The following is a 21787-nucleotide window of genomic DNA, read 5'->3' as shown; positions in this document are numbered from 1 at the left end:
TTTTGTCTCTATAGATCAGTATGGAATATGGATTAAGGCAGCGGCGCCGATCAAGCCGGCGTCCTGATGAAGCGCGGCGGGAACGATAGGGGTTTGCCGTCCCGAAGGGTTCAGCGCATACTTGGACACGTAGTCGCGCACCGCGTTAAACAACGGATCGCCAACCTGGGAGACGCCGCCACCGATGACCAGCTTCTCCGGATCAAACGTATTAATTAAGGTGACACAGCCAACGCCGATATTTTCGAAGACTTTGGCTACAAGCTCCTGAATCACAGGTTGCCCAGCCGCCGCCAAATCAAAAGCTTCTTTAGAAGAAACCTCACGGCCAAGCAGCTCAGAGGCTTGTCTTGCGACCGCGGTGCCGGAGGCGACAAATTCCCAGCAGCCCTTCTGCCCGCACACGCAGGTACCAACGGATGGATCCACGACGATATGGCCGACATCGCCGGCATTCCCGCTTGCTCCAGTGATGAGCTTGCCGTGGGAGTAGATCCCGGCGCCGATGCCCGTGCTGATCGTGATGAATACGAAGTGCTCGGCATCCTTGGCAGCGCCAAGCCATTTTTCCGCAAGGGCCGCAGCGGTAGCGTCGTTCTCCAGCCGAATCGGCAGACTGAAGTAGCGCTTCAGTGAGTCGACGATCGGGAAGTTCCACCAGCCCCGCAAATTCGGCGGTTCGGCGATTTTCCCTTCCTTCGTGTTTAATGGGCCGGGAGCTCCAACGCCGATGCCTAAAAGCTCGGACTCTGCGATGCCTTGGGCGGTGAGGATATCTTGGATTGCAGCGGCCATCCGGTCGACCATCACCTCTGGCCCCACCGTCTGATCGGTTGGCAGCGATACCTTCGTCCGCACTTCACCGTCCGTGCCAATCAACCCGATGGCCGTCTTCGTGCCCCCGATGTCGATACCAATTGCATAACTCAAAGTTCATTCCTCCTGTGGAACTGAAGATTCACAACTTGACAAACTTGACAAAATAAATATTTGTAAAGTACCATGTAGGTTAAGTGTAGCACGATTCGAAAGGAATGAAAAGAATGGGCCGTAAAAAGAAAGTCTCGATGCAGGATATCGCTGACCGTCTGCAAATTTCTAAAAATGCGGTGTCATTGGCGCTAATGAACAAAAAGGGCGTCAGCGAGGAGATGCGCCGCCGCGTGCAGGAAACCGCGCGTGAGCTGGGGTACGGACCTTACGCGCACCAAGAGAGCGGACAAGCGAATATTTTGGTGCTCGTTCCTGAACGGATCATGAGCTATCAGGATAATGATCATTTTCAGTTTTTTCACGATATGATTTGGGGATTGGAACGAAGCGCGCGCAAAAAAGGACTCAACGCTGTCATCACCCCGCTTGATCGGGAGATGGAAGCCGCGCGTTTGCTGCCGGGACCGTTCACCGTTATTCCGTACCGGGGAGTGATTCTGTTTGGGATTGTGGACCGGGCGTATGCGAAGCGCATTTGGGAGCTGGACACGCCGCTGGTGCTGATGGATTCCTACTACCACGATCTGCCTTGTCCGGCCGTCACCTCGGACAATCAGGAGGGGGCCTATACAGCGGTCTCACACTTAATTGAAGCCGGCCACCGGGACATCGGGTTTATCGGGCCGACGAACCTGTCGACCAGTCATGAGGAGCGCTGGTTTGGGTTTGAGAAAGCGATGAAGGAGCAGGGGTTGATCATTCGGGAGGCGGCCTGCTTGACGACGTCCAAGGGCTATGATTACACCGCGGCAGAAATCGCGAATTTTCTGGATGGGTTAGGGGAGTGGCCGACGGCGTTTTTTTGCGGGAATGATCGTATTGCTTATTTGCTGGCCGGTCTCTTGAAGACGCGAAACAAGCGATTGCCGGAGGATGTCTCCATCGCCGGATTTGACGATTTGCCCTATGTCAACAGCGAGGGTTTAAATGTGACGACGATGCGGGTGGAGAAGGAGCGCATGTGTGATGCCGCAATTAGCTTGCTCCTGTCAGACCTTGGGCGTTCCCGCGAGAAGATTCACTGGCAAATCCCGCCCACGTTGGTTGTCCGGGAGTCTGTTGCTCGGAGAGGATAGGGGCCTAGGCTAGATGAAAAAAAAGGGTGTCCACAGAGCCGGTTCACCGGTCCAGTGGACACCCTTTCGCGTTCGTGCAGGCGTTACGCCAACACGCTGACTTATTTGTTCAGTGCTGCTTCGTAACGTTTCTCAACTGCAGGCCAGTTGATGACGTTAAAGAAAGCGGCGATGTAGTCAGGACGTTTGTTTTGATATTTCAGGTAGTAAGCATGCTCCCATACGTCCAGGCCAAGGATTGGCGTTTTGCCTTCCATCAGCGGGGAGTCTTGGTTCGGCAAGCTGTAAACGGACAATTTGCCGTTAGCATCTACAGCCAGGAACGCCCAACCGCTGCCGAAGCGAGTGGTAGCTGCTTTCGTGAATTCTTCTTTGAATTTGTCAAAGCCGCCCAGCTCGTTGTTGATCGCTTCAGCCAGCTTGCCGGAAGGTTGGCCGCCGCCGTTCGGGCCGATCGTTTCCCAGAACAGGGAGTGGTTCGCATGGCCGCCGCCGTTGTTGCGAACAGCAGTGCGGATGCTTTCAGGAACGCTGTCCAGATCGCTGATCAATTCTTCAACGGATTTGGATTGCAATTCTGGAGCGGATTCCAGAGCTGCGTTCAGGTTCGTTACATACGTATTATGGTGACGATCATGGTGAATCATCATCGTTGTTTCATCGATATGAGGTTCAAGCGCGTTGTTCGGGTAAGGCAATGCAGGTAATTGATGTGCCATTTCTAAATCCATCCTTTCTTCTCCAATATGTAGTAGTAATTCCGACAAAACTAATTATAAATCCGCACTCCGACTTAGTCAACATAGATGTATATTAAGTATGTTAAATCGTTCGCAGCCATTGACAAATCAGTTCGTGAATTTCATAATGAGGGTTCAAGCATCATTAGCCTACAAGTTTGGGGTGAAAAGACGTCATGGGGTTGGGCATCGTTATCGTTGAGGTGTGCGACAGCAACCTGATGAGCGCGCTTGAGCTGGAGAAGCTGGAAGAAGAATACCCCGAAATTGCCGTGATGCGGCAGGACTGTCTTAGTTTATGCGGGTTATGTAAGCTTAGACCGTATGCACTGGTGAACGGCAAACGCGTCTCCGCCAAGACGACGGAGGAGTGTATCCAGCTCGTGAAGCAAGCCATTGAGGACGAGTTAGCCGTCTATGATATATAACCAAAAAAAGCAGCCATGAGGCTGCTTTTTTCTATAGGCGGATCTCCTCAGCGTTCGCGCTGGCGGATCACATACACACATTTTCTCCCTTGTTGGGCCAAGCATTCCGTGCGTTCGACATCGGCATCCAGCAGCGACTCAAACAATTTCAGCTCGCAGTCGCAGGCATGATTGTAGCGGTTCGCGATTTGCGAGATCGGGCAGTTATGCTCCATCAGGACATACTCGCCGTGATCGGTTTCTTGAAGCTCGGTCATATATCCATTGTCGTTTTGAATCTCCGAGAGCGTGCGTACTTTTTCAGTCAGCGATTTCCCTTGCATCTCGGACATATATTTACGGCTCAGCTTCTCCTTACGGCGATCGAACAGGCGGTCTACCATGTCTTCGCCGCTCTCCTCAGCCAGTTCGTCCAGCAGATCCAGCGTAAGCGAATGATATCTCTTGGGAAAAAGCCCCTCAGCCAGCTCGGTTAACCCATACACAGCAGTGGGCCGTCCTGCCGTCTGCCGAATCATTTTCGATTCGATCAGCCCGTCGCGTTCCATCGTGCCGAGATGGCGGCGCACCGCCATTTCCGTGATCTGCAGTTCTGTCGTAAGCTCTTTGGCACTCAGAGGTCCGGCGGTTTTCATTAAATGAAGAATCCGCTCGCGGGTGGAAAGGTCTCTTTTGGCATTCATGCGTGACACTCCCTCTCGGGTGATAAGTTCCGGCGGTCTTAGCTTTGCGGGACGACGAGAGCGGCTTCCCGGCACGCCTCCGAACAGAAGCCGTGATGTTCTTCGGCGGCGATCAGGATGCGTCCCTTGATCCCCAGCTCTTTGCAGTATTGCAGATGCTCGGCAGTGAAGGCGGCAGGATCCTCGATCCGGACAAATTTATAAAATAATAATACGCGATAAGCGTATTGTTCCATTATTTGAATCACCTATCTATTCTATGATGAATTCTACTGCATTGTAGTCCAAGGCTCTCGACTTAGTCAATATATAAGTATAGTAAGTATATTAATGCGGGTCTAGCGGATATTCTTTCCTTGCGAAGCCGTGGAAGCATGAAATTGGAAATAAGGGTTGCCGGGACCTCCGGTTCCCAGTACAATGATCTGGTTCAGGTGAATGCAGGTGAGAGGGGAACTTTTGATGAAAAAATGGCTTTTGCCAGTCCTGCTTGCTGCCTTGTTTGTGGTGCTGGGCGGGCTGCTACATACGGAGGGATTACGTTCGATTGACCGCAGTATCGGGGACTTTTTCTATGGGCTGCGCAATGACAGCATCACTCCGGCGGTCAAAGCGATCTCCGAGTTGGGAACAACCACCGGTTTTGTTGTGGTGCTGGGGATTGCCCTCATTTGGACATTGCTGGTTCTGCGGAACGGACGTTATGCCTTTTGGCTGACGATCAGCCTGGCAGGCGGGTGGCTGCTGAACAAAGTGTTGAAAGCTCTATACACCCGGGAACGACCTGACATGTGGGACAGCCTCGTTGTACCGGACGGGTACAGCTTTCCCAGCGGAAATGCGATGATCTCCGCCGCTTTCTTCGGGGTGATCGCGTTGCTGCTGCTTCGTTCCGGTAGGGTGGGGAATCGCATTTGGGCGGTGGTGGTGCTGCTGATCATTTTGCTGATTGGGGTCAGCCGCTTGTACTTGGGCGTGCATTATGCCAGTGACATTGTAGGCGGCTTTCTCGCGGGTGCGGTGATCGCCGAGCTGTGTGCTTGGGGGGCCGTGGGCCGAAACAGAATATAATGAATAGAGAAGAAAGCCCGCCGGATGGCGGGCTTTCTTCTTTATAGTGTGCCACGCATGGCGATTAACTAGGTGGTGAAAGTCCACTGTGGGGGTTTGTAGTTACCAACCACTAGCCAAGAGCAAGGGTGTCCACCGCGAGGTGGAATCCAAAGGAAGCTGGAGGCAAACTTCCGGCCCAAGGAACACGAACATCATCAGGCATAGGATACGGGATGAGTCTGCTAAACAAGACGAAGTCCAATTAACTACACGGACGTACCAATGTAAATGATGTGGGTATATGGAAGGAAAGTGAATCGTCTTACCGTGGGAGGTCTCATGGACGTGAGGAGATGCACTTCGAATCACGGTTGAAACAAGATTTATCATGAGAAGTCAGCAGACGCCATAGTACTGCGAACAGTCGACGGTTCGAGGGAAGGGCTGAACCTTAGGAGGTGAAGTCAATGAAAGTTACCGAAACAGGAGCCAAGGGCAGCCAACTTCCAACGGAAGACTCTCTGCAAAAGAATAGTGCGGAACACGAAGGATATGCGGGAGTGCACAGTCCTGCGAGGATAACCGAAACCGACGACACCAACGCAACCGAGTCGAAGGACCGGTTGCTTGAGAAAATCGTTAGCAGGGACAACTTGAACGAAGCATTCAAGAGAGTCAAAGCGAACAAGGGATCGCACGGAATCGACGGGATGGGAGTAGATGAACTTCTACAATATCTCAGAGACAATGGCGAGACCATCAAGCAACTGATCTTGGGCGGCAAGTACCGCCCGAATCCCGTTCGAAGGGTAGAGATTCCCAAAGAGAACGGAAAGAAGAGAAACCTTGGCATTCCAACAGTGGTTGACCGAGTCATCCAGCAGGCAATCGCCCAAGTGCTTACGCCAATTTATGAGAGGCAGTTTTCAGACAACAGCTACGGATTCCGACCCAAACGGAGCGCACACCACGCGATGAAACGAAGCCAACAATACGTGCAAGAGGGATATCGTTACGTGGTGGATATGGACTTGGAGAAATACTTTGACACCGTCAACCAAAGCAAGCTCATCGAAGTGCTTTCAAGAACGATCAAAGACGGACGAGTGATCTCGCTCATCCATAAGTATCTCCGGGCGGGAGTCGTCGTGAAGCATAAGTTTGAGGACACGGAAATCGGCGTACCGCAGGGAGGGAACCTAAGTCCGATTCTCAGCAATATCATGCTGAATGAATTGGACAAGGAACTGGAAGCAAGAGGACATCGATTCGTGCGATACGCAGACGATATGCTCATATTCTGCCGGAGCAGGAGGAGTGCGGAGCGTACCCTGACGAAAATTCTCCCTTACATCGAGAAGAAGTTGTTTCTCAAGGTAAACCGGGAGAAAACGATCGTGGACGATGCGACAAAAGTTAAATTTCTTGGCTTCTCATTCTACCAGAGCAAAGGGGAAACGCGGGTCAGAATCCATCCCAAATCCGTATCCAAGATGAAAGCTAAAGTGAAAGAGCTAACGTCGAGAAGCAACGGAATGGGCAACACCGACCGGGCGCTGAAGCTTAGGCGTTACATCATGGGATGGGTAAATTATTTCAAGCTTGCTGACATGAAACAACTACTCCAAACCACTGATAAATGGATGAGAAGGCGTATCCGAATGGTCTTCTGGAAGCAATGGAAACGAGTGAGGACGAAACTCGAAAGGCTTATATCGCTCGGAATTCATGAACAGAAGGCGTGGGAATACGCAAACACAAGAAAGGGCTATTGGAGAATCTCCAATAGCCCAATCCTCTCGAAGTCCCTCGGTAACAATAGGCTGAAGAACCTCGGATTCCTTTTCTTTTCTGATTATTATCGACAAGTTACTGCGCATTCCTAATGGAACCGCCGTATACCGAACGGTACGTACGGTGGTGTGGGAGGTCGGCTGCCCAATTAATGGGTAGCCTCCTACCCGATTGTGCGGCGCTTACGCCGTGTGTTTAATGTTCAGCGGTTGCTTAGGCGTCGGGGCTTGCGTTCCGGCATCGCCTTTTTTGTGGAACAACTTGCGGAGGTAAGGCATCACGTAGTAGTCGAGGCCGATTTTACCAGCGTTAGCTGCAGCGACGAGAATCAGTACTTCAAGGATCAACATTTGCGCGTTGGTGCTTACCGTACCCGAGAAGAGGAACGCGGCGTTCATCACGAAGCCCATCAGTGCAGCGAAGGTGGTGAAGGTACCGAGGATCAGCCCCAGGCCAACCAGGAATTCACCGTAAGGCACCAGGAAGTTAAAGAGTCCGACATTCGGCAAGGCAAAGTGTTCCAGGAAGGCTGCCCACCAGCCTTGTACGGCCGGATGGTCGCCAGTGCTGTTCGCGATCGCTCCGGTCAGGAAGCCTGCGGCATCGAAGCCTCCGGTGATTTTATGATAGCCGGCTTCGATCCATTGGTAGCCCAGGTAGACGCGGATAACGGTCAGGAGCCACATCGCCACTTTGTTTGTTCTCAGGAAATTGTTAAACATAAGAACCACTCCTTTTATTTATCGTTGGTTTTTTGTTTTTCGGATGATCATCTTTGATGTCTTTATTATATGTGATTTATTTCACTATATATGTGATTTAAATCACAAATATCAAAAATTGAGAAAATAAATTTTAATATAAAACAGCAAGGCGGGCTGAAGCCCCGTCTTGCTGCATGTTTGGTGGATTTCACTTATTTGGCTTGATCCTTGCTCTGATTCTTTTCTTCCGCCTCACCCGTAAAGGTTTCCGTCCATTCCTCCATCATCTCGCCAACCAAATCTTCGAGCTTCTCGGTGGCCGAGGTAGGGTGTTTCGGAACGGGAATCGGATCCACGCCGGAGCCTTCCCCAGAAGGCAGGGTATTCTGCTCCTTATCCATCTGTGTTGCTCCTTTCCAATGAAGTCTAGTGGTCAACCTTAATATGATGATCCGGCGTAACTTTATGCGTCAGCAGTTCGGATACGGTAACGAAGCGATAACCCCGGCTTTGCAGTTCCGGCAAAATGACCTTTAACGCTTCGATCGTCTGCGTGCTGTTATACACGTAATCATGCATCAGGATAATATCACCGTTGCGGGCGTTGTCCAGCACCTTGCGCACGATTCTGCGTACGCCGGGTGACGTCCAGTCCTTCGTATCCTGATGCCAGGACCAGAGGATCATCTGCAGGTTGTTATGTTTGGTTAGCTCGACAATGGCATCATTATAATATCCGCCCGGGGGGCGGAAGAGGACCGGTTTACGTCCGGTGGTCTCGAATACGGCTTCCTGGGTCATGGCCATTTCTTCCTTCAAGGCCGGTAGCGCCAGCCGATGAAAGGAAGGATGGTGATAGGAATGGTTGCCGATTTCATGGCCCGCGGCTTGTTCCATTTTGACGATTTCGGGGAATCGATTCACCCGGTCGCCCACAACAAAGAAGGTCGCCTTCGCATGATACTTCTCTAGAAGCTCGAGAATTTTCGGAGTTTGCTGCTCATCCGGTCCGTCATCAAAGGTTAAGGCGATGTATTTTTCTTGCGTCGGCACTTCCCACACAATGTCCCCGCGTTCCTCATAATAGCTTCTTTGCTTGCCATGAACCGGGGAGGATGCCTCTGTTGCAGGGGCGAGCAGCGCAGCGGCAAGGGCGATGGTGAGCGCTGCTCCCAGTTTGATTTTGACCATCGGTTCTACGTGCCTCCATCAACTATACTTGAGCGCTTGTCCGTCCGGGGAAACTCGCAGCTTCCTGTCGGCGCTGTCCGTTTAGTTTGGCTGGTTGGCGGTGCTTTTATCCATGGAAGGGTGAACCTTGAGCTTGTGCAAATCCTCCAGGCACCGTTTGCGTTCCTCTTCGGGAGTTTCCAGCTCGTTTCGAACGCACGGCATAGCTCATGTTGCTTTTGCTCTTACGGCCGATCCTCGAAAACAGGATGTCGTAGTATATTAAGGTAAGTACCGTTTATGCGGTATGGTTAGGGGTGGACATCGTGCTGATTTCTTTGGCGGGAGTCATCCTGTCCCAGAGAAATTGTCGCTATCTTCGATCCTGTGGATTGGCGTGATTGTCCTCGGTGTTGTCGGATTGAATATGAGTGGTAAGGGAGGCTAAGGGAATGGTTGATCGCAATGAGCAGCAGGCAGGGGAAGGACGGCGGGACGAGGAGCTTTTGCTTTCGTTTCAGGGTTATTACCGACACGCATGTTCGAGCAGATGAGCAGCATACGCATAACGTCAACTTGGAGCGGGCGCTGCAAGATATCGCGGCAAATGGCACGGGAAGCGTTGGCATCATGCATGCGGGAGACGTGACGGATCACGGATTTCCGGATGAATACGAAGCGTGGAACCGAAATTGGCATCGGTTTGGCGGAGCAGTGCCTCCGCTATATGTGACGATGGGCAACCATGATGTCGCATTGGAGAACTGGGAGGCGCGTTTGGGACAATTTTTGCGCGGTACCGGGGCGGAGGGCATTTATCATGATCATTGGATTGATGGGTATCATTTTATTTTTCTTGGAACGGAAGAAGGGCTGGAGTTGTTTAGCTCGTTGTCGGAGAAGCAGCTGGCTTGGCTCGATGACAAGTTAGGGGAAAACGCTGCGGCAGACCGCCCGGTTTTCGTCTTCCTGCATCAGCCGCTGCTTAACACGGTCGCCGGCTCCTACGAAGCGCAGCGCTGGTACGGCGTTGTGCAGGATGCGGATCTCCGTGCCGTGCTGGCCCGTCACCCGCAGGCGATTCTCTTTACGGGGCATACCCATTGGGAGTTGGATGCCTCTCACACTTCTTATGGTGTGGAGGGCGAGGGCCGGTGATGTTCAATGCCGCTTCGGTCGCCGACCTGTGGACCGACGAAGACGAACACAAGGACGGCAGCCAAGGCTTCTACGTCGAAGTTTATCGCGACCATGTCCTCGTACGCGGTCGGGACTTTACCCGCGGCGAATGGATGGAGTCCGCACAGTTTCGGGTGGAGTATCCGCGGGGGTAGCAGGTGATTGGAAATCGGGTGGACGTATGGTGAACAGTAACATACTTTAACGAGAACGCGCACCTTTAGGGGCGGGTGTTTTTTGTGCGGTGCTATGGCGCGACGGAACAAAGGCAAGAAGCAAGAGGCCGTTTGCTGCTTGCGGATATTTGATAGCTGGTAGATGCTAGCTGTTTGATGTTGGCTGGTAGATGGTAGAAGGTAGCGTGTTTGCGGTTTGCTGATAGCTGCTAGCTGGCATCTCGGCTGCGCTAACGGACACCAGAGCCGTTATTTGGGTTCGGACGCAAGCCTACCCGTTTTAACGGACCTCAGAGACCTTATTCGGGTCTGTTGCGTTGAATCGATGAGTATTTTTGCCCAATAAGGTCACTTGAGTCCGTTAGCTCGGGAAATCTCCGGGAAATGAACAAATAAGGTCGGTACGGTCCGTTAGAGGTGGGGAGGTTGGACAATAGAGTTAGCAATCTGAACGAGTTCAGAAATACTGTACAAAGGAACAAAGTTACCATCTTCCACCTTGTTCGATCCTAAGGCATAGGTTAATCCTTGCTTTCTCCAATAGAGCCCGCTTAAGCTTGGTGTGCTTTGGATCCAGGTTTGTGTGCCATCACTTAATTTTGGCCCCTTTTTACCATCCGGTTTGGACTTTACCTGCGAATTTGAAACAGCCAGTATCAGTTGCTCTCCTCGCTCTTCATTAGCAAAGGTCAATTGGATCAAGTCAAAGTTAGCTGGGACGATATCGGCAGACTGATGGGTAATCGGAAAAGGAACTTTTGGAATAGAAACCTCAAATGGCACTTCATTCAAGGTATCTTCAAAAGATTTGCAACACTCTGAGCCTGGGTCCCATACGGCTACACCATCTCTTATGGATAAGCCTGGCGAAGTCCCGGGAGTTTGCTCGACATCCTCAGCAATGGGTGAGATATCATTGTTCTTTGCCCCAGTTCCGCAACCGCCAGCTAGCATCAGAAGAACAACGATCAAACAAACGTACATGATTTTTTTCAAAAGGACCACCCCTTTGGCTATTCCCTATTATACAGTAAATACCAGTTATATACTATATTATCTTCGAATCGGAGGCCATCTTAATCTGACAAAAGAGAAAATAAAAAATCCCTTAAAGCTTATGCTTTAAGGGATTTTCTCTATGATCTGCAGTGGGCTCGAACCACTGACCCCCACCCTGTCAAGATGGTGCTCTCCCAGCTGAGCTAGCAGATCAAACTTATAGTGAAGACAAAAATTATCTTATCAGGCGGTGGGGTTCTTGTCAACACTTTCCTAGAGTATAAGGTGTCTGTCCTCTGTCAACAATGGTGGAGGAATGCGTGTCCGAGTGGTAAGGCGCATGACGTCACGACGCTGCATTTCATTCAAGACGCGCATACAGTCAGCACTGCATACATCCATGACACGCATATATCAGACAGACAGGCACCACGTAACGAAAGGAAGAAGTGAACATGCGTTGGAACCACCATCACCGCCATATTGGCCTTAACCATCATAACAACAGCAATGATCAAATCTCGTCGCCGAAGAGCGAGACGAAACGGCCGCGGTCCCTTTGGGTTGCCGTCGCGGGGGCCGTCTTGCTGCTGGCCCTGACCAGCGCCTGCCGCATGGCGCCAAACGCGGAGACCCTAAGCCGGCAGGCCGGCGCATTCCCTTGGCCGTTTGGGCCATCCGTGTCGGACGGCGTGTATTCGCCTACGATTGTAGAGGATGTGTATTCCACGGAATAAATGCTTTAGTCTTCCTCGTCCCATTTGCGGGAGTAGCCTTTCTTCGTCGTGTAAAACATGGAGGCAATCAGCAAAACCGCGATGACGACCGCAGCGGCGATTGTTACGCCCATGACCATACCCCTAAGCCAGCTCCTTTCCATCGATGTCCATGAGACAACTATACATGAAAATGATTTTTTTGTATAATGATGCAGTTTAGATGATCCAACAGACAAGCAATGGTGGGAGGGGAACGAAGTGTCGGCTGCAACAATCATTCATGTCGATCATGAGGAGCAATTACAGAAATGCCTGGACATCCGCAAAGAGGTGTTCGTCGAGGAACAGAAGGTCCCCGTTGAATTGGAAATTGATGAGTATGACCAGATTGGCCCGGATGTACATCATGTGCTGATCGAATTGGAAGGGGACTATGTTGCGACAGGCAGATTGATTTACTATAAAGACAATGCCGCCAAAATGCAGCGGATCGCCGTACGTGAGCCGTACCGCTCGAAAGGCGTAGGCAAAATCCTGCTGCTCGCCTTAGAGGAGCTGGCACGGGAGCTCGGTCTCACGAAGTCGGTGCTGGATGCTCAATGCCATGCCGAAGGGTTCTATGCTAAACTCGGCTATGAGACAATCTCGACTGAACCGTTTGATGACGCCGGTATTCCGCACGTCCGGATGGTCAAGTCGTTAAAATCGTAAAGGTCATAGGTTTGGAGGTTTTGGGGCAAGCTAGATCTAATCTTAATGAAGAGGAGATGAGCTAGCCGATGGCCCTGAATACCAGAGAAACGTTTATTGCCGTGCGGAAGAACGGTGACGGGAATTTGGTCGCGTTCAAGACGTCCAGCGGCCGCGTGCTGGATTACCAGCAAGCCCTGCAGGAAGTGAAGGCAGGTGCGATCGCCGGCGTCAATGTGTTTAAGGGACGGGACGGAGAGATGTATATCCGCGGCGATGCTGATGGAGATCCGTCCAACAACTTGGATAACTTGCCTAGCTTCGAATAACGTTGATCCATATCCTATATTTAGAAAAAGAACCCTGCAGGTAAGCATACCCGCAGGGTTGTTTTGTTACAGCGTATAGACTTCGTGCTGACGCAGAAAGTCCATGTTCCCCGTAGCGCCTCGGAAGGATTCCATATCATCGCTATAATGCATCAGCAGGATTTGGCTTTGGATCTCGGTTGGCAGGGACAATAACTCCTGCAGCGTCGTATGAACTTCACCTTTCCCGGTAAGTTGGACCTCGTGAAAAATTCGGCGGCACCCCCGCTCACGAACAAGCCTCATTAAGAGCTCCGGCTCGAACGTCATATCCGCACTGTAAAAAATCTCCTCATTGATATAAAGCGAATAGCTGGGTTTACCCGGGATATGCGGCGTTCGGATGAGCTCCACTTTTAACTCAGGGGCAAGCTGTGCAGGCTCGCTTTCCTTTAATAGACGCACGTCAAACACGTCGTTTAGCGAGTGGATTACACCGTCTTGGCTTAACCCGCCTTTCAGCGTATTTTCCCATAGCGGCTCCACCAAATTTTCAGCAATATACAGGATGGGTTTCCGTCCAGAACCAAATTTCCGGCGAAAAGCCAGCTCTTCCAAGCCTCCAACATGATCGCCATGGATATGGGTAATCAGCACGGCATCGATCTCCTCCACCGACTTGCCGATCGTGTGCAGCGCCAGGGGGGCGGTGATTCCGCAATCGATGAGCAGGGTGAAGTCACCGGCATAGAGGAGCGCGTTGTTATTAAAATATTTTTTGGCAAACGCTCCGCCCGTCCCCAGCATTTGTAGTCGTAAAGCCATCAGGCATTCCCCCTTAGGTCAAGTATGGATCACCTCTTTAACTGTACACAATTTCCAGCCGAAACAAAAGGTTAGGCTCGCTCTATAAAAAAATGCCGTCATTTCCCATCAACACCGCAACTTGACCGGAACCAGCGAGTATAACTATACATCAACAGGAATCAAATGGAGGGTCAACATTCATGAAATGGAGAAGAGTTGCATTACTGGTGGTGGCATTCTCTCTTATGGGAGGTTCCCTGCTCTTTGCCGACGCCGCGAGCACCAAGGTGAAGCTGATGCTGAACGGCCGCGAGCTGGAAGACGGCGGATATATTATAGACGGCAAAACCTATGTACCCGTACGCAATCTCGAAGGTTTAGTTGAATTTAATGACAGCACCAAAACGGTGAATTATTATAAACCCAATGTCCATATGTTTCTATTCGCGGATGACAATGTGTTTGGCGATGTGAAGAAGACGGGGAAGCTGAAGTTTAACGTTTTCTCTCAAATTGATAATTTACGCACGAACATCTCGGCAGTGCGGGTGTCCATCACGGCCCCGGACGGGACGTCCAAGGAGATCCAGACGGATGAAATCAAAGAGCAGCGCGATAACTTCTGGTTCCGGACCAAGGACTACACGTATGATTTCAAGACATCGGGCCGCTACATCGTAGGGTTCTACATGAAACCGTCTAACGGATCAGATTTCGTGCTCGTTGCGGAGAAAAGCATTAACGTTCTGAAATAACCGCACAACCGAGCACAACACGGGCATCCGCTCACGAAAATTGACCTGTCCCCACCAAAAGTGTTACGATACGGGAGGAACGAAGCGGGAGACCCTTCTTCAGTCCATTAAAACATACTTAAAGTGAGGTAATTTCATGAGCGACCACAATCACGAACACGGCGAAGCATGCGGCTGCGGCCACGATCATGACCATGATCATGAGCATGAAGAGTTTGTGTTGACGCTGACCGACGAAGAAGGGAACGACGTAGAGATGGTTCTTGTCGAGACGTTCGACGTTGGCGAGAAAGTGTACGCATTGCTGCTCGAGCGCAACAATCCGGAAGCGGACGGCATCATTCTCCGCATGGAAGAAGAGAACGAAGAAATGGTGCTTTACAATATCGAAGACGAACAGGAATGGAAACAGGTAGAAGAAGCTTACAACGAGCTTGTCGCCCAAATGGATGAAGCCTAATTTGCGGCGGATCACCTGGTATAGAAGCTAAGAGCTCCCCGGAAGCGGGGGGCTTTTTGTATAGTTCTAGGTTGATGAGTTTTTACGACACCTTTGAAGCAAAAAACTACCCACTTATGCGGGAGAGAGATCTGGGGATTGTGAAAAACAAGATCATTGAGATGTTCGGGCTGCGTTCAAAACCCGAAGTATAGACGAAAAGAGATCATGATCAAGTGAAGGGAGACGATCGAAATTTTGAAGGGGTTATGAAAATCAAAGGAGTGGAGATTATATAGAGTCACTTGATGCAAGGGTAGAGTTTAGATGCAGTTTGGTAACAGAAGGTTTTACCCCAAGAGCACATACCACTTTGATCAAAAAAGAACAAAAAATTAAAATAATTATTCCAATATTTCCAAATTTAAGGTATAGTAAAATTACCATATATTAGGTCATCCCATTATATATGGATATAAATTAGGGAGGTATTATTATGAGGAAAAGTAGGCACGTTATTATCCCGCTTGTATTTGTTCTTTTTTCGTTTCTTCATTTTCCGGCGTTCATGCCGAATCAACAGAAGAGAAGAAACACATTACTACTGAAGCATTTGTTATTGATACCTACTCAGAGGATCCAAATGAATTTCATATTTATGAAAAGACTGGATATAAGAGGGTCGAATCCATAACAGAAATAACGAATTCAGTAAATTTTATTAGTACAAAAATTTCAGCGGTTGAAGATTATTATGATGTAAATGATAACTACCAATATAGTTTAATATTAAAACAAGAATTTTCTAATGACTATCGGACAGGGCTTGCAGAACAGAAGACAGGAGAACTGAGATTTAACAAAAATGAATTGACAACTATTTCAGTAAATCGAACTAGGGATAAATCACAGAACGGCCCCATTGAAATTAACTCAACTGAAGCTCTAGCAATAGAAAAGAATATTGAAGAAAAAAGTAAATTGTTAGTAGATGTGAAATATGAGCAAGTTCAGGGTTTTACAAGGCAACAATTTTTAGATTTGAAAATGAAAATTGATAAGTTAAAAAATGAAATGAAGATTCAAGCATTAGACAGAGCAGGCGCATATGACAATTACTACAACTACGAGTTCACTAATGGTAATTTTGTAGCACAAGCTTTGTCTGCACAAAGTCAAAAGTACATTAAATATGTAGGTACGACTATAGGAGATAGCAAAAACGCCTCTGCTTTCAATACTTTTCGATCATACATTGATGATTACGAAACAAATGTAGTTGATTATATGGAATCAAATACTTTTTATGAGGTATTAGGCTGGGCCTCGGCATTATCCTCTTTCGTGTTGCTAGTAGTTGGTTGGGGAACAGGTCCGGCAGGGTGGATTACAATCGTCCTCAATTATGGTGGAGCATTATCTCTATTTGCAGGGTTAACTTCAACAGCATATGGTACTTATTCGAGATTACAGTATAGCAAAAATGCAGCAACCAGTTTAGAAAATGCTCGCAATCAAATGTACTATAACAATTGGGGAAATATCAGTATGTCAGTTGTTAATGGAGTTTAATTTTATGCAGCGACTTCTATTTTGCTTATTGGCATTTCCGATTTTACTTGCAGGTTGTTCAAATACCATCACACTAGAAACAGCTAATGATATAGCCCTCAATGAATTTCAAGAGAAATATACTGTTTTAGAAACAGAATATTTTGTAGAAACAAATGAAGTTTATACTGTTACTGAGGAAGGTAAACATATACGATGCTACAAAGTAATCTTTTTTGATCAAGCATCTGTGCCGATAGCTACTTTTTTAATATCAAAAAAGGACGGTAAAATAGTTAAACAATATAGTAGATAGTAAAAAATAATTTATTGAGAATGAGCGCTTTGTATGCTCTCTTAGGCCAGCCAGGAATCTGAAGTGCTCCCTGTCAAGTAGACAGACTAAAAAACAAAATCATCAGTATTCAATATCCCCTCGGTTATCAAGACTGAGGGGATTATTTTCTTAGTTAGTTGCTCCTGAAAAAGTCGATTTTCAAAAATAGTTTCGGGTTGCTGGCTGGGTTGTGAGGGGGAACTTTCCCTAATGATCGGTTTCCATGTTAGTTTTGGAGCATTTTTGCCGCTCTTTGCAGGTTGTGGGTCAGAATCCCGAAGCCGACCCAGCATTTTGAGCCGACAAAGCCCCGATACCTGCTGCGGTTCAAACCGTACTTCCGCTTGAGAAGACTAATCTTCGCTTCTCCAGCTGCACGGTAACGCTGCAAGTCTTTGAACCATAATTCGTTTTCGTACTCGGATCGGGCAATGCCTTTTTTGCCCTTTCGCGGCAAGCTAGCTCGCTTCACACCAAGTTCGGTAATGGCCGTTTCGTTCTTCTTGCTTGAGAAACCGCGGTCGGTCGCTACAGCTTGCGGCGCTTTGCCGAATTGCTTGATATGCGCCTGTACAGCGGGAACGAGCAGTTCATCATCCGAGGGGTTCCCCTCGTAGACAGCGTAGCCGGTCACAAAGCCGCTTTCCGTCTCGTCGATTCGCACCTTGTAGCCGAACTCAGTTCCTTTGGCCAGCTTACCTTTCTTAATCGGTCTTGCTTCCGGGTCAAAGAAACTGACGATCCGATCTGCGATGATTCGATTGCCGGAAACGACCTGTTTGGCTTGTTCCAACAACTTGCCGGTTAGCGTGACCGCCTCGGTCAGTTTGGTTTTACTTTGTCGAAGAGCAGCTTTGCCCTTGTCTTGCAGTTTCTCGATAACGGCTTGCGCCTTGTTCACAACGTTCTCGGCTACTTCGATTACGCTCCCAGTGATCCGGTCAACTTCTTCCCAAGATTCACGGGTGCGGCGACGTAGAACTTTCGCGATGGACAGAATCTTTTCCTTGATTTCTGCCGTACGATCTTCAAAGCCTTGAACAGTGTGGGAGGCGACTTTCCGGATTTTCTGAATCGTTCGAGTGATGACTTTTACGCCATCTTGCAACAGCGTAGCGTCTGTCGGGTGATGGATGTCGGATTCCACAACCGTCGTATCCGTGCGCAATTTGCGGGTTTTCAGAACGGCTTTTTCCTCACACTGCTTTACGAGTGCGGCATTGATGTCTTCGACGATCTTGTCGCCGTAGCGTTTGCGGGCATAGATGAGCGTAGACGGGTCGGGCATCGGTTCGTCGATGGCAAACCGGCAGAACATTCGCCATGTGATGCTGTCACCGACTTCCTTCACGAGTGACTCGTAGCCCAAATTGTATTTATGCTTCAGGACCATAAGACGGATGTACTTTTCAATTGCAAGCGTAGGACGGCCGCTTTTCTTGCCTTTCGGGTGCAACTCAGTAAACGGTTGAAGAAAACGGTCGTCGTCCAGTAATTGATCTATGATTGCAAGCTCGACCGGCAACTTTCTAACAGATTCCGGGAGAATGGCATCCCAGATGGTCAATTGCTCGTCTCGAAGTTTCAACATTTTCTTCACCTCTTGGAAGGATTCCCGAGGGCTTCTGTTGAACTCCTATAGCAAAGGAATTCTTCCCTCGGGGTGTGGAACTTTGTTATCTCGTCAATAACAATTTCCATTTTGAGGTGCTGAATTCCTTTTAATTATGCTCAAAACACCCTGACTTTTTCAGGGGAAACTAGTTAAGCTGCTCGTCGATATTCGTTAGGGGATAAGCCGTATAGTCGTTCGGTGCATCGAAAATTATTGTAATAATGGATATAAGTTCTTACACTACGAAGGAGACTGTTATACGTATCGTACTTTTCCAGATAAAAGCTTTCTGCTTTAAAAGTACCCCAGAATCGTTCAATGGGTTGGTTGTCCAAACATCGACTTACACGGGACATACTTGTTGTAAACTTGTATCTCTTTTGAAGTTGTTTGTATTCCAGCGAAGTATATTGAAAGCCGCGATCACTGTGCAAGAGCGGCATAGCATTCGGGTTTCTTTTAAAAGCTTTCTTTACCGTATTCATAACAAGCTTATTGTTATTGGAATGGCTGAGCACCCATGAAACAACAGAGTTGTCATATCCGTCAACAATGGCACTCAAATAGGCCTTGCGGCCATTTCCGTACATTGGGTAAGGATGGGGATAGTCCCCATCCTACTCGATTTTGGACTAAAAAATCGGATCCGCTTCAACAATCACCTTAACCTTGTCGATATACCGATCCTCCGGCCCTTTCACCGGCAAGCCGACCTCGACATGATCGAGGATGTAGTCGATGTTGTCCTGGGAAATGACCTCACCCGGAAGCAAAATCGGAATCCCCGGCGGGTACACATAAATAAATTCGGCAATGATCCGGCCAGCCGATTCCTTAAACGGAATGACCTCGGTATCCGCATAGAACGCATCCCGCGGGATCAACGACAAATGCGGGATTTCCGGGACCTTGACGATCAGCTCATTTGCGTTATTTTCCTTATAATAGGTTTTAGACAGCTCCCGCAGCGCGGTCAGCAAAATATCGGCCGTCTCCTGTGTATCCCCTGGGGTAATCAGGCACAGGATGTTGTACATGTCGCTAAGCTCCACTTCGATGTTGTAGTGCTTGCGCAGCCAGTTTTCCGTCTCATAGCCGGTAATCCCCAAGTGGCGAACGTGGATCGTCAGTTTGGTCGGATCATGATCATAAGTTGCTTCTCCGCCTAAAATCTCCCGCCCGAAGCAGTACAAGCCTTCGATTTGGTTAATTTCCGACCGGACATATTCGGCCAGCTCCATCGCCCGTTCAGCCATTTCCCGTCCGTGCAGCGCCAAATTGCGGCGCGCTGTATCCAGGGAAGCCAACAGCAGATAGGAAGTGGACGTCGTTGTCAACATACTGATGATCGTTTGCACGCGCTGCGGATTCACGTACCCGTTCTTCGTGTTCAGGTTCAGAATCGAGCTTTGCGTCATCGAGCCGCCCAGCTTGTGTACGCTGGTCGCTGCCATATCGGCGCCCGCTTGCATTGCGGACATCGGCAGCTTCTCATGGAAATGAATATGCACCCCATGCGCTTCATCCACCAGCACCGGTACATGGAAGCTATGGGCTAAATCGACGATTTCCTTCAGGTTGGCGCAAACGCCAAAATACGTCGGGTTGATTACCACCACCGCCTTGGCGTCGGGATGACGCTGCAGCGCGCGGCGGACCGAGGACGTTGTGATCCCGTGGTCGATGCCCAAATTCGGGTCTTGCGCCGGCGAGACAAACACCGGCTTCGCTCCGGCGAAGATAATGGCCGACATCACGGATTTATGGATATTTCTCGGGACGATAATTTTATCTCCCGGAGAGCAAACAGATAGAATCATGGTCATGATGGCTCCGCTGGTCCCTTGTACCGAGAAGAAGGTGTAGTCCGCGCCAAAGGCGTCGGCGGCCAGCTTCTGCGCCTCTTGAATGACGCCTGTTGGCTGGTGCAAGTCATCTAGCGGGGCGATGTTGATCAAGTCGATAGACAAGGCGTTATCGCCGATGAACTCTCGGAATTCTTTATCGGTGCCGAGCCCTTTCTTGTGCCCAGGAATGTGAAACTGAACGGGATTGCCGGCCGCGTGCTTTTTGAGAGCAGTGAAGAGCGGCGTGCTTTGATGATCCATACGGGCCATCCCTGCCTTTCATCTACATAATTTTCAAACAAGCTTGAGTATAGCAAAATGCGTCTGGAATGCAAGCAAAACCCGCTGGTTTTTACGCAATATTGACGGAACATGGGTTAATTTGCCGACAAAAAAGGACAAAATGTAAGAGAACCGGTGATCGGAAACCAGGAGAGGGGGCTTTTTCGTGGAACTGACGAGCGGCATCGCAAGGAAAAAACTGCTGAATCCCACGTTCGCCAGCCTGTGGCTTATCATGTTTTTGGTGGAGTTCGTCAAGGGGGCGCTCATCGTATCCATCCTGCCGGTCTATATGGGGGATGTGCTGAAGCTAAGCGCGTTTGCGATCGGGTTGTCTTTTTCGATGCAGTATATCGGGGATAATCTGTTTCGCAGCCCGGCAGGCTGGCTGATCGAACGGATCGGCTTTCGCCGGACGATGAGCTTGGGTTTGTTCATCACCCTAGGCGCTGTAGCGATGATCGCGTTCCTTCCCTCCATGGGGTTTCTCGTGCTTGGCTGCGCGCTCCTCGGCATCGGGACTGCGCCGCTCTGGCCCTGCGTCTTGATGGGCATCACTGCGGTCACGGAGGAGAATAACAACTTCGCGACGGCGATGGGCGTCATCCAAATTTCCAGCCTTGGTGGAACCGGGTTGGGGCCTGTTCTGATCAACTTTTTCTTAAATGATTCGTATCAGCCGATCTTTTGGTTCCTGCTCGGATGCCTGGCGCTGGTCTTGCTGGTGTCGTTGATGTTGCCGGGAAAATCGGGCGGCTCCACCGCCGCGGGCACGGCCAAAGCTGCCGTCCCCGGCCATTCCCCCTCCGCCAAGATCGGAGGGATGTGGCGTCAACTGCGTGCTTCGATTCACCATATCCGCACGCATTTACACGTCAGTCCGCTGTTATACCCGGCGCTGTTCCTGCAATCATTCGCCGTCGGTCTGCTGACGCCGGTCATCACGCTGTACGTCCGGACGGAGCTGGGCTTGTCGCCGGAGACGTTCAGCGCCATGCTGGTCATCGGCGGCGGGATTACCGTCCTGGGGTTGATCCCCGTGGGCAAGCTGGTCGACAAGATGGGGACGCGTTGGTTTCTGCATATCGGCTTCGCCCTGGCGGCGCTCTCGATCGGCCTGTTTGCGATGACGCGGGAGGTCGCCCTGGTCTGGTCGTTCGTGATCCTAATTGGATGCAGCTATGCGTTAATCCTCCCGACATGGAATACGATGATCGCGCAAATGATCCCAAGCGGGGAAAAAGGGACGATCTGGGGCCTGTTTCTGACGATCCAGGGCTCCGGCATGGTTGTCGGGCCGATCATCTCCGGTAAAATGTGGGACCTGCTTGGCCCGGCCGCACCGTTCCTAGCCAGCGCGGTCACGATGGCGCTGCTCTTCTTCCTGCACCTCGGCCTCGTCCGCACGCAAAAAGCCTCCCCCAACCCATAAGGTCAGGGAG

At 50.0% G+C, this 21787-nt stretch carries 24 protein-coding genes, 1 tRNA gene and 1 pseudogene; 14 read left to right on the top strand and 12 right to left on the bottom strand.

Annotated elements, in window-relative coordinates; genetic code table 11:
• Positions 1 to 15 precede the first annotated feature (15 nt).
• Complete coding sequence (locus tag NSQ80_RS13660; RefSeq protein WP_009225659.1) at positions 16 to 930, bottom strand: ROK family protein; 915 nt, start codon at positions 928 to 930, stop codon at positions 16 to 18.
• Positions 931 to 1043: 113 nt separating this feature from the next.
• Between NSQ80_RS13660 and NSQ80_RS13655 the strand changes: the two genes are divergently transcribed.
• A complete protein-coding gene (locus NSQ80_RS13655; RefSeq protein WP_339299445.1) occupies positions 1044 to 2069 on the top strand; it encodes a LacI family DNA-binding transcriptional regulator in 1026 nt (341 codons plus the stop codon).
• A gap of 101 nt (positions 2070 to 2170) precedes the next feature.
• On the opposite strand, the gene NSQ80_RS13650 is transcribed toward NSQ80_RS13655, so the two are convergent.
• Positions 2171 to 2788: a superoxide dismutase gene (locus NSQ80_RS13650; RefSeq protein ID WP_036645681.1), complete on the bottom strand. Its 618-nt coding sequence runs from the start codon at positions 2786 to 2788 to the stop codon at positions 2171 to 2173.
• A 197-nt stretch (positions 2789 to 2985) separates the two neighbouring features.
• Here NSQ80_RS13650 and NSQ80_RS13645 point away from each other — a divergent pair, with 197 nt between their 5' ends.
• Complete coding sequence (locus NSQ80_RS13645) at positions 2986 to 3237, top strand: DUF1450 domain-containing protein (protein ID WP_009225662.1); 252 nt, start codon at positions 2986 to 2988, stop codon at positions 3235 to 3237.
• Positions 3238 to 3284: 47 nt separating this feature from the next.
• On the opposite strand, the gene NSQ80_RS13640 is transcribed toward NSQ80_RS13645, so the two are convergent.
• Together NSQ80_RS13640 and NSQ80_RS13635 are read right to left on the bottom strand one after the other, a co-directional pair.
• Entirely contained in the window at positions 3285 to 3920 is a 636-nt protein-coding gene (locus NSQ80_RS13640) for a metalloregulator ArsR/SmtB family transcription factor (protein WP_323076933.1), read from the bottom strand.
• Positions 3921 to 4009: 89 nt separating this feature from the next.
• Positions 4010 to 4156: pseudogene (locus NSQ80_RS13635) on the bottom strand (hypothetical protein); the annotation flags it as partial.
• A gap of 226 nt (positions 4157 to 4382) precedes the next feature.
• On the opposite strand from NSQ80_RS13635, the gene NSQ80_RS13630 reads away from it, so the two are divergent.
• Both NSQ80_RS13630 and ltrA read left to right on the top strand, forming a co-directional pair.
• The gene (locus NSQ80_RS13630; RefSeq protein ID WP_339299440.1) at positions 4383 to 4991 is read left to right on the top strand and encodes a phosphatase PAP2 family protein; all 609 of its coding nucleotides are present in this window, start codon (positions 4383 to 4385) and stop codon (positions 4989 to 4991) included.
• Between the two features lie 449 nt (positions 4992 to 5440).
• A complete protein-coding gene (gene ltrA / locus NSQ80_RS13625) occupies positions 5441 to 6859 on the top strand; it encodes a group II intron reverse transcriptase/maturase (RefSeq protein WP_036646752.1) in 1419 nt (472 codons plus the stop codon).
• Between the two features lie 90 nt (positions 6860 to 6949).
• On the opposite strand, the gene NSQ80_RS13620 is transcribed toward ltrA, so the two are convergent.
• The 3 genes from NSQ80_RS13620 to NSQ80_RS13610 all read right to left on the bottom strand — a co-directional run bounded on the left by NSQ80_RS13620 (position 6950) and on the right by NSQ80_RS13610 (position 8662).
• Entirely contained in the window at positions 6950 to 7489 is a 540-nt protein-coding gene (locus tag NSQ80_RS13620; protein WP_339299436.1) for a DoxX family protein, read from the bottom strand.
• A gap of 194 nt (positions 7490 to 7683) precedes the next feature.
• The gene (locus NSQ80_RS13615) at positions 7684 to 7872 is read right to left on the bottom strand and encodes a hypothetical protein (protein WP_323076930.1); all 189 of its coding nucleotides are present in this window, start codon (positions 7870 to 7872) and stop codon (positions 7684 to 7686) included.
• A 25-nt stretch (positions 7873 to 7897) separates the two neighbouring features.
• The gene (locus NSQ80_RS13610; RefSeq protein WP_323076929.1) at positions 7898 to 8662 is read right to left on the bottom strand and encodes a polysaccharide deacetylase family protein; all 765 of its coding nucleotides are present in this window, start codon (positions 8660 to 8662) and stop codon (positions 7898 to 7900) included.
• 444 nt (positions 8663 to 9106) lie between these two features.
• Between NSQ80_RS13610 and NSQ80_RS13605 the strand changes: the two genes are divergently transcribed.
• On the top strand, positions 9107 to 9799 hold the full coding sequence (locus NSQ80_RS13605) for a metallophosphoesterase (protein WP_323079104.1): 693 nt from the start codon (positions 9107 to 9109) through the stop codon (positions 9797 to 9799).
• Complete coding sequence (locus NSQ80_RS13600) at positions 9796 to 9975, top strand: hypothetical protein (RefSeq protein WP_311202309.1); 180 nt, start codon at positions 9796 to 9798, stop codon at positions 9973 to 9975. Before NSQ80_RS13605 ends, NSQ80_RS13600 begins: the two co-directional genes overlap by 4 nt.
• Positions 9976 to 10407: 432 nt before the next feature.
• On the opposite strand, the gene NSQ80_RS13595 is transcribed toward NSQ80_RS13600, so the two are convergent.
• Positions 10408 to 10992 (bottom strand): hypothetical protein, encoded by a 585-nt coding sequence (locus NSQ80_RS13595; RefSeq protein WP_009227128.1) that lies wholly within the window; start codon positions 10990 to 10992, stop codon positions 10408 to 10410.
• 143 nt (positions 10993 to 11135) lie between these two features.
• Positions 11136 to 11208: transfer RNA gene (locus tag NSQ80_RS13590), tRNA-Val, on the bottom strand.
• A gap of 242 nt (positions 11209 to 11450) precedes the next feature.
• Here NSQ80_RS13590 and NSQ80_RS13585 point away from each other — a divergent pair.
• The 3 genes from NSQ80_RS13585 (at position 11451) to NSQ80_RS13575 (ending at position 12733) form a co-directional block, all read left to right on the top strand.
• Positions 11451 to 11732: a hypothetical protein gene (locus NSQ80_RS13585; protein WP_323076928.1), complete on the top strand. Its 282-nt coding sequence runs from the start codon at positions 11451 to 11453 to the stop codon at positions 11730 to 11732.
• Between the two features lie 240 nt (positions 11733 to 11972).
• On the top strand, positions 11973 to 12425 hold the full coding sequence (locus tag NSQ80_RS13580; protein ID WP_009227125.1) for a GNAT family N-acetyltransferase: 453 nt from the start codon (positions 11973 to 11975) through the stop codon (positions 12423 to 12425).
• 68 nt (positions 12426 to 12493) lie between these two features.
• Entirely contained in the window at positions 12494 to 12733 is a 240-nt protein-coding gene (locus NSQ80_RS13575) for a DUF3892 domain-containing protein (RefSeq protein WP_323076926.1), read from the top strand.
• A 66-nt stretch (positions 12734 to 12799) separates the two neighbouring features.
• On the opposite strand, the gene NSQ80_RS13570 is transcribed toward NSQ80_RS13575, so the two are convergent.
• Entirely contained in the window at positions 12800 to 13537 is a 738-nt protein-coding gene (locus NSQ80_RS13570) for an MBL fold metallo-hydrolase (protein ID WP_323076924.1), read from the bottom strand.
• A 182-nt stretch (positions 13538 to 13719) separates the two neighbouring features.
• Here NSQ80_RS13570 and NSQ80_RS13565 point away from each other — a divergent pair, with 182 nt between their 5' ends.
• From NSQ80_RS13565 to NSQ80_RS13550, 4 genes are all read left to right on the top strand, one after another.
• Positions 13720 to 14274 (top strand): copper amine oxidase, encoded by a 555-nt coding sequence (locus tag NSQ80_RS13565; RefSeq protein ID WP_009227122.1) that lies wholly within the window; start codon positions 13720 to 13722, stop codon positions 14272 to 14274.
• Between the two features lie 136 nt (positions 14275 to 14410).
• The gene (locus NSQ80_RS13560; protein ID WP_009227121.1) at positions 14411 to 14734 is read left to right on the top strand and encodes a DUF1292 domain-containing protein; all 324 of its coding nucleotides are present in this window, start codon (positions 14411 to 14413) and stop codon (positions 14732 to 14734) included.
• Between the two features lie 849 nt (positions 14735 to 15583).
• Entirely contained in the window at positions 15584 to 16285 is a 702-nt protein-coding gene (locus NSQ80_RS13555; RefSeq protein ID WP_323076922.1) for a hypothetical protein, read from the top strand.
• 4 nt (positions 16286 to 16289) lie between these two features.
• Positions 16290 to 16580, top strand: a complete 291-nt coding sequence (locus NSQ80_RS13550) for a hypothetical protein (protein ID WP_036645237.1) — start codon at positions 16290 to 16292, stop codon at positions 16578 to 16580.
• Positions 16581 to 16827: 247 nt separating this feature from the next.
• Here NSQ80_RS13550 and NSQ80_RS13545 read toward each other — a convergent pair whose 3' ends face one another.
• Positions 16828 to 18192, bottom strand: coding sequence for an ISNCY family transposase (locus NSQ80_RS13545; protein ID WP_019007868.1), 1365 nt, complete (start codon positions 18190 to 18192; stop codon positions 16828 to 16830).
• A gap of 656 nt (positions 18193 to 18848) precedes the next feature.
• Positions 18849 to 20324: an aminotransferase class I/II-fold pyridoxal phosphate-dependent enzyme gene (locus tag NSQ80_RS13540; protein WP_323076921.1), complete on the bottom strand. Its 1476-nt coding sequence runs from the start codon at positions 20322 to 20324 to the stop codon at positions 18849 to 18851.
• A 187-nt stretch (positions 20325 to 20511) separates the two neighbouring features.
• On the opposite strand from NSQ80_RS13540, the gene NSQ80_RS13535 reads away from it, so the two are divergent.
• Positions 20512 to 21777 carry an MFS transporter gene (locus tag NSQ80_RS13535; protein WP_009225193.1) on the top strand — a complete coding sequence of 422 codons (1266 nt, stop codon included), beginning with the start codon at positions 20512 to 20514 and terminating at the stop codon, positions 21775 to 21777.
• Positions 21778 to 21787: the final 10 nt, after the last annotated feature.

The sequence above is a fragment of the Paenibacillus sp. FSL K6-2441 genome, from assembly GCF_037964765.1.
GTDB classification, from domain to species: Bacteria; Bacillota; Bacilli; order Paenibacillales; family Paenibacillaceae; genus Fontibacillus; species Fontibacillus phoenicis.
Note: the sequence above shows the minus strand (reverse complement) of the source record. Positions and strands in the feature narration are given on the sequence as shown.

Coding starts and splice junctions, on each gene's coding strand:
- NSQ80_RS13610 (WP_323076929.1), bottom strand. CDS start 8,662: ATGGTCAAAATCAAACTGGGAGCAGCGCTCACCATCGCCCTTGCCGCT.
- NSQ80_RS13545 (WP_019007868.1), bottom strand. CDS start 18,192: ATGTTGAAACTTCGAGACGAGCAATTGACCATCTGGGATGCCATTCTC.
- NSQ80_RS13550 (WP_036645237.1), top strand. CDS start 16,290: ATGCAGCGACTTCTATTTTGCTTATTGGCATTTCCGATTTTACTTGCA.
- NSQ80_RS13585 (WP_323076928.1), top strand. CDS start 11,451: ATGCGTTGGAACCACCATCACCGCCATATTGGCCTTAACCATCATAAC.
- NSQ80_RS13570 (WP_323076924.1), bottom strand. CDS start 13,537: ATGGCTTTACGACTACAAATGCTGGGGACGGGCGGAGCGTTTGCCAAA.
- NSQ80_RS13640 (WP_323076933.1), bottom strand. CDS start 3,920: ATGAATGCCAAAAGAGACCTTTCCACCCGCGAGCGGATTCTTCATTTA.
- NSQ80_RS13560 (WP_009227121.1), top strand. CDS start 14,411: ATGAGCGACCACAATCACGAACACGGCGAAGCATGCGGCTGCGGCCAC.
- NSQ80_RS13615 (WP_323076930.1), bottom strand. CDS start 7,872: ATGGATAAGGAGCAGAATACCCTGCCTTCTGGGGAAGGCTCCGGCGTG.
- NSQ80_RS13575 (WP_323076926.1), top strand. CDS start 12,494: ATGGCCCTGAATACCAGAGAAACGTTTATTGCCGTGCGGAAGAACGGT.
- ltrA (WP_036646752.1), top strand. CDS start 5,441: ATGAAAGTTACCGAAACAGGAGCCAAGGGCAGCCAACTTCCAACGGAA.
- NSQ80_RS13605 (WP_323079104.1), top strand. CDS start 9,107: ATGAGCAGCAGGCAGGGGAAGGACGGCGGGACGAGGAGCTTTTGCTTT.
- NSQ80_RS13645 (WP_009225662.1), top strand. CDS start 2,986: ATGGGGTTGGGCATCGTTATCGTTGAGGTGTGCGACAGCAACCTGATG.
- NSQ80_RS13565 (WP_009227122.1), top strand. CDS start 13,720: ATGAAATGGAGAAGAGTTGCATTACTGGTGGTGGCATTCTCTCTTATG.
- NSQ80_RS13655 (WP_339299445.1), top strand. CDS start 1,044: ATGGGCCGTAAAAAGAAAGTCTCGATGCAGGATATCGCTGACCGTCTG.
- NSQ80_RS13540 (WP_323076921.1), bottom strand. CDS start 20,324: ATGGATCATCAAAGCACGCCGCTCTTCACTGCTCTCAAAAAGCACGCG.
- NSQ80_RS13630 (WP_339299440.1), top strand. CDS start 4,383: ATGAAAAAATGGCTTTTGCCAGTCCTGCTTGCTGCCTTGTTTGTGGTG.
- NSQ80_RS13650 (WP_036645681.1), bottom strand. CDS start 2,788: ATGGCACATCAATTACCTGCATTGCCTTACCCGAACAACGCGCTTGAA.
- NSQ80_RS13620 (WP_339299436.1), bottom strand. CDS start 7,489: ATGTTTAACAATTTCCTGAGAACAAACAAAGTGGCGATGTGGCTCCTG.